Here is an 11,766-nt window from a genome sequence, read left to right as displayed (position 1 = left end):
GTGGTCTACCCCGCCCCGCCGCCCGGCCACGGTGACACGGACGGCGCCGCAGGGCAGCCGGCCGTGAAGCCGCGACGACGACCTCGAGCGCCGGGCACCGGCGTGCCTCGGCCGCAGCGGCGCTCCGCGCGATCGAGCTCAGCCGCGGCGGCGCCGGCGCGCGGCGGCGGCCATGGCGAGGGCGCCCGCGAGGCCGCACGCCACGCGGCTCGACGGGAGCCCGCGATCCGAGCCGGCCGCTGCGCAGGAGCACGCGCCGCTCGCCGCCCCGAGCTCCCCGTTCGCCATCCACACGTCGCTCCCGATCGGGAGCTCGCGCGCGCCGAGCGAGACGCCGTCGTAGAGCACGTCGACCGTCAGCGTGGATCCGCCGGAGCCGCGGGGCGCGGCGACCGCGAACTGCCACAGCCCGCGGCGCACCTGCCGCAGCGGCGTGTGCATCACCCCGCCGCTGAGCGCGACCGTGAGCTGCTCCTCGCCGCCCCCCAGCGGCGAGCCGTCAGGGCGCCGCATCTCGATCGTCCCCCAAACCGGCCATGACGGGTCGGGTCTGGCGTAGGCGCTCGACAGCACGTACCAGCTCCGGTCGAACGCCGGCTCGTTTCCCCTCGCCCCGGCCTCCTGCAACGCGAGGCGCGCGCCCTCGAGATCGAGCACGCCAGGACCGAGCTGCGCGTCGAGCGGCACGTCGCCCTTCGGGTACCGCGCGCCCGCCTGGAGCACCTCGGTGACCTCGGCCTGGCTCAGGTTCGGGTCGATCTGGAAGAGGAGCGCGATCGCGCCCGCGACCTGCGGCGCGGACATCGAGGAGCCCGAGGCGATTGCGTGGAAATCGTCGACGACGAAGCAGGGCACGTCGTCGGGGCACCCGGGCATGTCGAACAGCCCTCCGTGCCCGTCGCGCGGGTTCACCCCGCTCGCCATGGCCGCCGCGACGAGGCCGCCGGGCGCGCTGATCTCGGGCTTGGCCACGCCGAACGGCGTGGGGCCGGCCGCGCTGAAATAGCAGGCGCTGTCCTCGTGGATCGCCTCGCCGTCGAGGCTCATGAGGAGCACGCTGTCGCTGCTCCCCTGCGGCTTCCAGCGGACGCGGTTGATGGTGCACCCCACGGCGAGCAGGCCAGGGTGGCTCGCGGGCACGTTGATCGTGCCTTGCTTGATGCCGCGCGTGAACTGGAGCCCGAGGTCGTGCGACGGCGAGACGTCGCCGAGCCCCGTCACCCAGAGCTGCGCGTCCCCGCGGCCCTTCAGACGGATGGCGAACTCGCCTGCCTTCCACGCCCCGCTGAACGCCACGACCGCGCTGTTCGTGTCCGCGGTGATGGGCGACTTCCCGTTCGCGAGCCGGTTGATCACGGCGCCGGTCGTCTCGTCGTCGTCGCCCGTGTAGCCCGCGTCATGCCCGGGATCGACCAGGCCGATCCACGCCTCGCCGCCGGGTCCCTCGAGGCCGACCGACACCTCGTCTCCAGGCCGGAAGGTGATCCACACGTATCCTTGCCCGCTCGACGCGCTCGGCGTGCGGATGGGCACCCGCGTCTCCGCGTGCGGCGAGACGTGCGCCTCCGTGTGGATCCCCATCGGTCCTGCGCCGTCGACCTCGTACAGCGCGCCGCTGTTGCCGGCCGCGACAACGATCGCCCGTCCGGGGTGCGCGCTGCCGACCATCGCGGCGAGCCCGGCCTCGAGCGGGCTCGTCCCGTCGTGGGGCCCGAAGTCGCTCCCCACGCTCAGGTTGACGACCGCCGGCACGTTCAGCTCATCGGCGCGGTCGAAGATGAACTGCACCGCCTTGAGGATGTCCGGATCGTCGAAGCCCTCGCCGGGCCTCGACGGCGCCGCGACGATCAGCGTGGCCGCGGGCGCTACCCCGACGTACCGCGGCCGCTCCGACACCATCGGCCCCCCGTTGCCCGCGGCGATGGAGGCGACGTGCGTACCGTGCCCCGTGATGTCGCGGGGGAGTCCCGGCTCGCCTTTCGCGAGTATGGCGTCGATGTCCGCGTCGGAGAAGATCGCGCACGACGACTGGGCCGGGTCATCGCACCCGTAGGTCTGCTCGAGCGACGGGTGCAGCCCTCTCGGGCTTCCGGCCTGCAGCATCCATCGGATCCGCGTCTTGCCGTTCTCGTCCCGGAAATCCGGGTGGGTCACGTCGATACCGGTATCGACGACGCCGACGACCACCCCCTTGCCATCGGCGCCGGTGGCCCGCCGGTACTGCTCGACCCGGATCCACACCTTGGACCGATCCAGGAGCGGTCGCCGCGGCGGCCCCGTGAGCAACGCGAGCCCCGGATGCGCGGCGGAGAAGGCGTCGACGTCGCCGGGCGCGAGCCGGACCGCCCCGAAGCCCGGCGCGACCGGGAGCAGCCCGAGCGACCGCGCGTCGGCGCCCGCAGGGAGCGGCACCAGCACGGGGATGCGCCCGCGCGGATCGGCGAGCGGATGCCGCCCCGCGCGCGGTCGGAGCAGCCGTGCCATCGCCGGGGCCGGGGCGTCGGCGCGCGCTTCACCCGCCGCGAGAGCGAGGCCGAGCAGCGCGAGGGAGAGCGGAAATCTGCGGGCAAGCACGGGGCGAGTCTACATCACCTTCACGCGCGGCCGCGCCGCCCTCGCCGCCCGTCCTCGCTGCCCTCGCGCTTGCCGCGCCCGCAACGCCGCCCGCCAGCGCGTCGCGCGCCGCTCACACAGGCGGCACGAGGTGCTTCTTGCGCGGCCGTTCCTCGACCTTGCCGGCGTACCGCTCGAAGCGGCGCGCCACCTCGCGGCGGAGGTTCGCCGTCGGGATGACCGCGTCGATCACGAGCTCGCTCGCGAGCTTCTCCAGGTCGACGTCGGCCCGGTACTCGTCGCGCAGCTTCTGGACGAGCGCCTCGCGCTCTGGCCCCGCCGGGATCGCCTGGATCTTGTTGTAGTAAACGGCGTTCACCGCGGCGCTCGGCCCCATGACGGCGATGGACGCCGACGGCAGGGCGATGCACTCGTCCGGCGCGAACGCCGGCCCGCACATCGCGTAGAGGCCGGCGCCGTACGCCTTGCGCACGATGACGGACAGCTTCGGCACGCTCGCCTCGCTCACCGCGGCGATCATCTTCGCGCCGGCCCGGATGATCCCCTGCCGCTCCACGACGGTCCCGATCATGAAGCCGGGCACGTCCGCGAGGTACAGGAGCGGGATGTTGAAGGCGTCGCAGAGCCAGATGAACCGCGCTGCCTTGTCGGCCGAGTCCACGAACAGCACGCCGCCCTTGTATTTCGGCTGGTTCGCGACGATCCCGACCGCGCGTCCCTCGATCCGCGCGAGCCCCGTGATGATCTCCCTCGCGTAGAGCTTCTTGATCTCGACGAAGCTGCCCTCGTCGATGATGGCGTCGATGACGGCCATGATGTCGAACGGCTTGTTCTCGTCGGCGGGGATGACGTCCTCGAGCGGCCGCTGCCCCGCCTTCTCCGGCCGCGGCTCGGCGCGGGGCGGCGCCTCCGCGGAGCTCTGGGGCATGAGCGCGAGGTAGCGCTTCGCGAACGCGATCGCCTCCTCCTCGGTCTTCACGAGCACGTCCCCGCACCCCGAGACCGAGCAGTGCATGCGCGCGCCGCCGAGCTCCTCGAGCGTGACCTTCTCGCCGATCACCATCTCCGCCATGCGCGGCGAGCCCAGGTACATGCTCGCGTTGCTCTCGACCATGCACACGACGTCGCAGAACGCCGGGATGTACGCGCCGCCCGCGGCCGACGGGCCGAACAGCAGGCAGATCTGCGGCACCAGGCCGCTCAGCTCGACCTGGTTGTAGAAGATCCGGCCCGCGCCGCGCCGCCCCGGGAACATCTCGATCTGGTCGGTGATCCGCGCGCCCGCCGAGTCGACGAGGTAGAGCAGCGGGCACCTGAGGCGCCGCGCGGTCTCCTGCACGCGCAGGATCTTCTCGACGGTGCGGCGCCCCCACGAGCCGGCCTTCACGGTCGAGTCGTTCGCCATCACGCACACGGGGCGCCCGCCCATCGTCCCGGTGCCCGTGATGACGCCATCGGCCGGCAGCTCGGGATCCATCGCGTTGGCGAGCGCCGCGTCCTCGATGAAGCTCCCTTCGTCGAGGAGCAGCGCGACGCGCTGCCGCGCGAACAGCTTGCCCTGCTCCGCGTTCTTGTCGTGGTACTTCTGCGCGCCCCCTTTCTCGATGCGCGCCGTGAGCTCCCTCAGCTTCTGATCGAGCGACATGGCGCGACCCATAGCCCTAAGCGCGCCGGGCGACCACCTCCCGCGCCGCCGTTTCGAGCTCCCGCGCGGTCCGGGCCACCAGCACCTTGGTCGACGCCGCGGCGTAGCGCAGCATCGCGCTGTCCCCCGTCCCCCAGGCGCCGGGCCCCTCGGGGCAGATCCAGAGCAGCGCCCGCGCCCTGTCGCGGAGCCTCCTGACGACCTCCGCCTGGTCCGCGAAGTAGTTCGTGCGGCCGTCGCCCAGGATCACGAGCGTCACCCGCCTGTCGACCTCACGTCCGTGGCGCTCCTCGAAGGCGCTGAGGACGCGCCCGTAGTTCGAGTTGTGCGCGCGGCTCACCACCTCACCGCGCTGGATCCGCTCGAGCGCCGAGCTCGTCGGCAGCGCCGCGAAGAGCTGGGTCGTCTCCGCGAGCTCGCTCACGAAGACGAACGACCGTGTCCGGTCGAAGAGCTCCTGCGCCGCGCAGACGAACTCGAGCATGAACCGCGCGGCGACGCGGACCGAGTCCGACACGTCGCACAGGACCATGAGGCGCGGCTTGTCGCGCCGGCGCGCCCGCCGCGCCGGGTGGAACGGCACCCCGCCCGTCTGGAGGCTGCGCCGCAGGGTCCGGTGAGGATCGATCCTGCCCCGCCGCGCGCGGCGCCGCCTGACCCGCTCGGCGCCGCGGAGCCGCTCGGACAGCGCACGAACGGCGCGGCGCACCTCCTCCATCTCGCCTTCGCCGAGCGAGGCGAACGGCACATCCATGCGGCCCAGGGTCGCGCGCTCGTCGCCCTCGAAGCGCCGCAGCGCCAGCGTCACGTGCTCGCGCACGCGGTGCCGCATCCGCTCCATCTCCGCGCCGAGCGCCTCTGCGAGCGCCCTTCCCCGCTCTTCGCCGAGCGCCTCCTCGAGCGCGCTCCGGATCCGCCGCAGCGCGCTCGCGACGGCCGGCACCCCGAGCTGGTCCATCACCCGCTGCGCGAAGAACCCGACCTGGAGCGAGCTCGTCATCGGCGCGAGCACGCGCGCGATCCCGGCCGACTGGAGCGCGCGGTCGAGCTCCCCCGCGGTCCCGGCGAGCGCCTGGAAGCCGATCGCGTCGCCGGAGACGCCGCTGCGCTCCGCCGCGGCGTTCAGCAGATCGCGGAGGGCCGAGAGCTCTCCCTCCGAGAACCCGCGCTCCCGCAGGCGCGCCCAGAGGTCCCCGACGTGCGCGCCCTCGGGCGAGAAGAAGCGGTCGAAGGAGGCGTTATACCGGCGGAGGTCGGCCGCGCGATCGACGACCACCGCGCCGATGGCGTCCCGCAGCGCCGCCCGGCTGCCGAACCCGACCAGCTCGCACGCGCGCGCGACGTCGATCGCCTGCGCCGTCGACACCGCGAAGCCGTCGCGCCGCAGCGCCCACAGGAACTCGTCGATGGAGAGCAGCATGGCGGGCTACCCGGCGGGCGGGCGGAGCCCCGCAGCCGTCACAGCGACGGAGCGGGCTCGGCGAGCAGCGCCTGAAGGAGCTTCTCGACCTCGGCGTGCCGCGACGGGTCGTACCCGACCAGCACCTCGCGAATGACGCCCTTCTTGTCGATCACGAACATCGTGGGGAGCGCCTTGACGCCGTACGCCGCCGAGGTCGACTCCGAGGCGTCCGACGCGACCGCGTAGCGCATCGCGAGGGCCTGCGCGGTCTTCGTCGCGACGCCGACGTTGTCGCTCGTCACGCCGACGACCCGCAGCCCCTGCGCGGCGTACGTCGCGTGCCACTTCGAGAGCTGCGGGGCCATCAAGCGGCACGGCGCGCACCAGGTGGCCCAGAAATCGAGCAGCACCACGTTTCCACGCAGGGCCCCGACGTTGGCCGGGACGGTCCCCGCGACGGTGGCGAGCGACTTCCACGCCGGCGCGAAGGTGCCGAGCTTGTCGAGGCGCAGGATCTGATCGTGCCCGGGGAACGGCACGAGCGTCGGCGCGACCTCCCGCTCTCGGCCGCCGCGCCGGATCCGGAGGTTCACCACGTTGCCCGGTCCCGCGAGGGCGACCCGCGCGACGAGCTGCTTCGGGTCCTCGAGCGGGACGCCATCCGCCGCGACGACATGGTCCCCGTCCACGATGCCCGCCTTGGCCGCCGGCGAGCTGGTGATCACGTGCTTCGCGACCACCCCTCCCGCCGGACCGGGCTCCAGCTCCACGCCCAGCCAGGCGCGGCGAGACGCTTCCTCGGCCGCCGCATGCGAGGCTCCTCCCATCAGCGCGGCGCCTGACAGCGCGACCAGCGTTGCAGCGAAGAGGGCGCGCCACGCGCGACCTCGCCTGGAAGAGGCCAGGTGCATCCCGGGCAGTGTAGCATCTCGACCGGTGCGGTCCCGGTCCCGACCCTGGCTCTCTGCGTGCTGCGCGCTCGCTGCCGTGTCCCTGGCGTCGGCCGTGGTCGCGACCGAGGCGCGCTCCCCCTCGGGGTGGGCCCCCTTGCCGCTCGGCTGTGCGCCGCCGCCTCGCCCGCGAGGGCACGCCGCGGACGCGGAGACGACGGCGTGGATCGAGGGCGGCTCCAGCCCCATCGCCGAGCCGCGTGCGCCGGCTGCAGCGCCCGCTGCATCCTCCGCCCCGGAGCCCGCCGCCTGGGAGCTCGCCCCGCAACTCGCGAGCTTCAAGTCCGCCACCGGGCGAACTCGCTCCCAGCACTTCACTGGCGAGCTGGAAGGGGAGGTGCGGATCAACGCGGCCGCCGCCCCCTACCCGGTGCTCGGCCCGGCTCGCGTCCTCCCGCCCGGCGCCGCTGTGGTCGAGCTTCATTACCCGGCGGACTCGACAGAGCCCGTGACGCTCCTGGCCATGGTGAAGCGGCCAGCCGGCTACGACCCCGACGGCGGCGACTGGGAGTACGTCATCCTGACGCCTCGAGGCACGTCCACGCACCGCGGCGCCCTGGCGCTCTGCAAGCGTTGCCACGCTGACGCGCCGCACGATCATCTCTTTGGCGGCCCGCGCTAGCGCAACGCGTTATCGATCACCGGCCGTCACCGGCCCCAGTCTGCAAACATTGCGAAGCACGGATTCCGGCGCGACATCGTTGCCCGAGCTTGGGCCGCTCGGGAGCCCGTACCCCCCGGAGAAACCGTTGCGAAACGTGATGATTCCGCCGGAGGTCGCGCGATGGAAGCGCGCCGCGGACGACGCGCCGAAGTGGCACAGAGGCTGCTCAAGGCGGAATTGACCGCGCTCTTCGCTGTGGGCTGCAGCGTCTCGCGGTCTTCCTCACCTCGTGAGGGCCTCGTTGGCTTGTGCTTGGTCGTTCGCTGGCGCTTATCTCGCCTCGTCGATAGCTCGGCTGCTGCTTGGCTTACGATTGCTTCCGTTCCTTCAGCTTGGCCTGCGCTCCGCTTCTCGCGTCATTCGAGCTTCGCCTTGCCGTTCGAGAGCGTTCGAAAGCGCGCGGCCATTCCCCGATGGAATCGCCGCGCGCCATGTTTTTGTGGCGCTGCCCCGGCAGTCGGCTCGATGGGCAGCGGATCGGCGCAATGAGCAGTTCGCTCGCTCGGCCTCTCCGGGTCGCGTCAGCGGGCAAGCTCTCGGAAGACAAGCTCATCATGGTGCCCCCGGACCTCACGTCCCCGGAGGCGAGGTGCCCGACCGCGGAGCAGCGAGAACGGAGCCGCGTTCGTCCCCGAAAGCCGCACGTCGGAGCGGGCCCGCTCAGGCCCATCACTTTTCCTTTGACAGCACGCTCGGGGGCGTATAAACGCCGGCACTCACTTCGCGCAACGGAGCGCGACGCGAGAGTGCAGTGGCGTAGCCACGTCTTGTTTCTTGCCTTCACCAGAGCGCCCATAGCTCAGCTGGATAGAGCATCGGCCTACGAAGCCGGGGGTCGGAAGTTCGAATCTTCCTGGGCGCGCCTGATCGGTCGTGTGACAGTTCCCGAGACCTGCAATGGATGACGGAGCAGAGGTGCTCCTCTCCGCCGCCGCACGGGCGGAGGATGCCGTCGACGTGCTGCGGATGCGCGAGGCGATCGCGGAGGCCGAAGCCGCGGCAGCATCCGGTGACGTCCCTGTCGGGGCGCTGATCGTCGATGCGAACGGGGCCGTGCTGGCGCGCGGCCGAAACCGGCGCGAGATCGATCAGGATCCGACCGGGCACGCCGAGGTGGACGCGCTCCGGGCAGCGGCCAGGCAGCTTGGCCGGTGGCGGCTCGAGGGAGCGACGGTCTACGCGACGCTGGAGCCGTGCCCCATGTGCGCGGGCGCGCTCGTGAATGCCAGGATTGCGCGGCTTGTCTATGGTTGCCCGGATCCGAAGGCGGGGGCGGTGGATACGCTCTTCACGATCGGCCGTGACCCTCGGCTCAACCATCGCTTCGCGGTCACGTCGGGCGTGCTCGCGGACGAGTGCGCCGCCCTGCTTCGCGCCTTCTTCGCGAAGCTCCGGACCGCTGCGCTCAAGCGCTGACCGCCAGCTCCGCGCGGGCCAAAGGCAGAGGGCCGGCCGTCGGGCGTCGCCAATTCCAAGGGCGCCTCGTCGCAACCCCGGCACGGCAGATCGCCGCACGACTGGAGGGCCACCGGGCCCGTTCCGCGCGTGCGCGGGTCATGGCGCTGTCCAGACGTCGCCCAGCTCCTCTTCCGGCCTCTCCTCGCCGCCTTCCCCGGCGGGCTGCCGCGGCGCCAGGTGAGGCGCTGGCGAGCCTCGCACGACGGTCTCCTGCAGCCCCTTCTCGAGCTCCTCGTCGGAGATCCGATGGCGCCTGTGCGCGATCTGCATGAGCTTGCGCAGGTACCCGCTCCACGCAGGCGTCACCTCGCCGTTCGCGTCGAAGTGCTGCACGCTCGGGTTTGGCAGGATCGACGCGATGTAGAGCGCCTGTCCGAGCGAGAGCTGCGCGGCCGACGCGTTGAAGTAGTGCCGCGCGGCAGCGCCGATGCCGTAGACCAGCGGCCCGAACTCCACCACGTTCAGGTAGAGCTCCATGATCTGCTCCTTGGTCAGCTCCTGCTCGAGGTACATCGTGAGCAGGGTTTCCTGGAGCTTGCGCGCCACGCTCTTGGTCCGCTCGAGGTAGAGGTTCTTGGCGAGCTGCATGCTGACCGTGCTCGCCCCCCGCACGAACCTCCTCTTGCGGAGGTTCTCGCGGATCGAGTTCTTGATCGCCTCCTCGTCGAACCCGTGGTGTCGATGGAAGCCGCCGTCTTCCGTGGTCAGCACGGCGACTTCCATGAAGCGAGAGATGTCTTCGTAGGGGACCCACTCGGCGGTCCCCGGCCCGGACTCGATCTCCACGCGCTGGCGACCGGGCCCGTGGACCATGCGCTTGAACGCGCGCTTGAAGCGGTCGACGCTCAGCTCCGGCGGCATCTCTGTCACGCGGCAGGTGTTGGAGATGCCCCAGTCGAGCGAGAATGTCCTGTCCAGGCTGCCGGTATCGAAGCGGAGCTTCCCTTCGATCCCGAACGAGCCGGCGAGCCGCATTCCGTGGAGCTTCGCCACGACCCCTCTGGGCGCCGAGTCCAGCATGGACTGGCAGGCCGTGAGGGGAACCTCGAAGCTGCCGCGGACCCGATGTGAAGCCCCGGCGCGCTCGTACTCGCCCCGCGCGATCAACCTCAGCGCGCCGAGGTCGACCTCGGCGTCCTCTGCGGTGATCTTGGACCCATCAAGCCTGCCGTTTGCCTTTGCCCGCCACGCCAGATCCAGGCCGGCGATGGGCTCGTCGGCGAGGGCCGTGCTCCGCAGAGACAGGTTCTTCAACCTCCCCTCACCGTCGATGCCCAGCGTCTGGCCGTCCGCCGACAGTACGACCCGCGCGCGGCTGACGATCGAGGTGCGCGCCACATCGAACAGCCCCATGTCGCCCTCGTGGACGCCGAGGGTCGACAGCCAGATGGGTCCTCCCTGCACGTCCGCGACGATCTCCTGCGGGACCTCCTTCGCGTCGCTGATCGGCACGCGGAGCCGGAACGTGAGCGCCTGCTGGGCGTCAGCGCCGACCGCCGCGATCGCCGCCTCTCCAGGCGACAGCTCCACCACGAGAGAACCTGCCTCCCGCCGCACCGCGAGGCTTCCGGGCCCCAGGTTGAGCATGTCGACGTCGCGCTTGAGCCGCGCGGTCACGCCTGCCACGTCCACCTTGGCCCCGTCACCGAGCGCCAGGTCGACCCCGCGGGCCGTTCGCAGGAGGGCTTCTCGGATCGCGGCCCCCCGGTTCTGGCCCGCCTCGTCCCCGGCCGCGTCTTCCGCCGCTCTCTTGACCTGTGCCGGCCGGGTGCTGCCGCCGTGCTCCGGCGCCGCCTGCTTTTCAGGCTGGATCTCCAGGAGCGCGACCTCGGCGTCGATGGCCGCCGCCGAGAGTTCGTTCACCTGGTACCGCGCCTGCTCCCGGACGAGCACCAGCCGGCCCTCTCGCACCGAAAACGCCGCGCGTCCGAGGGACAGCATCGCTTCCTGGGCGGAGATGGCCGTCCGCCCTTCGGCGCGCGACAGGCGCACGCCGGCCGCCGACAGGCTCTCGGTGGGCGCGTCGCTCCGGTCGCTCCAGACGAGCCTCAACCCCTCCAGTTCGGTGCTCCCGCCGCCTGTCGACGCGGTGCCGGGACGACCCGCGGGCTGCCCAGCGCGCCACGTCTCCAGCTCGTGAAGGATCGCGTCGCGCGGACCGACGGCCGAAACCGTTCCGCCGCGCATTGCCACGCGACGCCCCGAGAAGCCGAGGGAGACGTCCACCTCTTCCAGCCGGATGGAAATGCTCGGAGCGCCCCGCAGCTGAACGTCCACCCCTTTGAGCGAGACGCCGCCCCACGTGGGCCGAACCTGCTCGATCGCGAGCGATGCCCCGTATCCATCAGCAGCCTGCTCCGCGCGGTAGCGCACAAAGGGCGCAAACCCCACGATGAGCCCGCAGCCGAGGGCACCACCGACGCCTGCGGCGACTTTCCAGCGCTTGGGTCCCAAGGTTTCCCTAGGCTAGCAACGCCTGGCCGCTGGGAGAAACTCGCCGTTCCATCTAGCGCAGTACCTCCGAGTTCCGCCGCGTGCGCCGGGCCCGGAGAGCCCATCGGAGCCCGCTGCCCGTGACATCCCCCGGTCCGCAGGCCCGTCAACATTCACCGACACTGGCACGCGTAACAAAAACTACAGTTCGCGCCAGATGGCAGGCTGCCATTCCGAGCGCGCCTCACGCAGCCCGCGACCGCCGCCGGCTGAGCTCGCACGGCGGGCACGAAAGAGAACGTCTGCGAAAGGACAAAAAAAAACCTGCGCACGGCGATGCCTGTGCGCAGGTTCAAAGAAAATCCCGGCGGCGTCCTACTCTCCCACCAGGTTGCCCTGGCAGTACCATCGGCTCCAAGAAGCTTAACTTCCGAGTTCGGTATGGGATCGGGTGTGACCTTCTCGATATCACCACCGGAAACTTGTGGGTGCGTCCAATCGGAACCCGCGGAGCCCGCTTCTCGCGGTGCTCTACGCTGGGCCAGCTGTGTCACGCTGCTCGTCACCCGAACTCCGGGCGCGACGCTTCGATGTTTGCCTTAGAAGTATGGTCAAGCCGCACGACCTATTAGTACCGGTT

General features: G+C 71.4%; 7 protein-coding genes, 1 tRNA gene and 2 rRNA genes (1 of these 10 only partly in view). 3 read left to right on the top strand and 7 right to left on the bottom strand.

The genetic code is table 11. The features are described from left to right. Positions 1-138: 138 nt before the first annotated feature. The 4 genes from WME76_RS09085 to WME76_RS09070 form a co-directional block, all read right to left on the bottom strand. Positions 139-2,574: a S8 family serine peptidase gene (locus WME76_RS09085; protein WP_437959762.1), complete on the bottom strand. Its 2,436-nt coding sequence runs from the start codon at positions 2,572-2,574 to the stop codon at positions 139-141. A gap of 112 nt (positions 2,575-2,686) precedes the next feature. After that, on the bottom strand, positions 2,687-4,219 hold the full coding sequence (locus WME76_RS09080) for an acyl-CoA carboxylase subunit beta (RefSeq protein ID WP_437959761.1): 1,533 nt from the start codon (positions 4,217-4,219) through the stop codon (positions 2,687-2,689). 16 nt (positions 4,220-4,235) lie between these two features. Beyond that, the gene (locus WME76_RS09075; protein WP_437959760.1) at positions 4,236-5,639 is read right to left on the bottom strand and encodes a VWA domain-containing protein; all 1,404 of its coding nucleotides are present in this window, start codon (positions 5,637-5,639) and stop codon (positions 4,236-4,238) included. Positions 5,640-5,677: 38 nt separating this feature from the next. Continuing rightward, positions 5,678-6,448 (bottom strand): redoxin domain-containing protein, encoded by a 771-nt coding sequence (locus tag WME76_RS09070; protein ID WP_437959759.1) that lies wholly within the window; start codon positions 6,446-6,448, stop codon positions 5,678-5,680. 160 nt (positions 6,449-6,608) lie between these two features. Between WME76_RS09070 and WME76_RS09065 the strand changes: the two genes are divergently transcribed. From WME76_RS09065 to tadA, 3 genes are all read left to right on the top strand, one after another. Further along, the gene (locus tag WME76_RS09065; RefSeq protein WP_437959758.1) at positions 6,609-7,193 is read left to right on the top strand and encodes a hypothetical protein; all 585 of its coding nucleotides are present in this window, start codon (positions 6,609-6,611) and stop codon (positions 7,191-7,193) included. A gap of 830 nt (positions 7,194-8,023) precedes the next feature. Beyond that, a tRNA-Arg gene (locus WME76_RS09060) sits at positions 8,024-8,097 on the top strand. A 35-nt stretch (positions 8,098-8,132) separates the two neighbouring features. After that, the gene (gene tadA, locus WME76_RS09055; protein ID WP_437959757.1) at positions 8,133-8,651 is read left to right on the top strand and encodes a tRNA adenosine(34) deaminase TadA; all 519 of its coding nucleotides are present in this window, start codon (positions 8,133-8,135) and stop codon (positions 8,649-8,651) included. Positions 8,652-8,789: 138 nt separating this feature from the next. Here tadA and WME76_RS09050 read toward each other — a convergent pair whose 3' ends face one another. From WME76_RS09050 to WME76_RS09040, 3 genes are all read right to left on the bottom strand, one after another. Then, complete coding sequence (locus WME76_RS09050; RefSeq protein WP_437959756.1) at positions 8,790-10,745, bottom strand: biosynthetic peptidoglycan transglycosylase; 1,956 nt, start codon at positions 10,743-10,745, stop codon at positions 8,790-8,792. A gap of 743 nt (positions 10,746-11,488) precedes the next feature. After that, positions 11,489-11,605 (bottom strand): 5S ribosomal RNA (gene rrf, locus WME76_RS09045). Positions 11,606-11,733: 128 nt separating this feature from the next. Next, positions 11,734-11,766, bottom strand: a 23S ribosomal RNA gene (locus WME76_RS09040); it runs 2,975 nt beyond the window's last position.

Origin of the sequence: Sorangium sp. So ce119, assembly GCF_051524405.1 — a bacterium.
Taxonomy (GTDB): domain Bacteria; phylum Myxococcota_A; class Polyangia; order Polyangiales; family Polyangiaceae; genus Sorangium; species Sorangium cellulosum_G.
Note: the sequence above shows the minus strand (reverse complement) of the source record. Positions and strands in the feature narration are given on the sequence as shown.

Coding starts and splice junctions, on each gene's coding strand:
- WME76_RS09080 (WP_437959761.1), bottom strand. CDS start 4,219: ATGTCGCTCGATCAGAAGCTGAGGGAGCTCACGGCGCGCATCGAGAAA.
- WME76_RS09070 (WP_437959759.1), bottom strand. CDS start 6,448: ATGGGAGGAGCCTCGCATGCGGCGGCCGAGGAAGCGTCTCGCCGCGCC.
- tadA (WP_437959757.1), top strand. CDS start 8,133: ATGGATGACGGAGCAGAGGTGCTCCTCTCCGCCGCCGCACGGGCGGAG.
- WME76_RS09075 (WP_437959760.1), bottom strand. CDS start 5,639: ATGCTGCTCTCCATCGACGAGTTCCTGTGGGCGCTGCGGCGCGACGGC.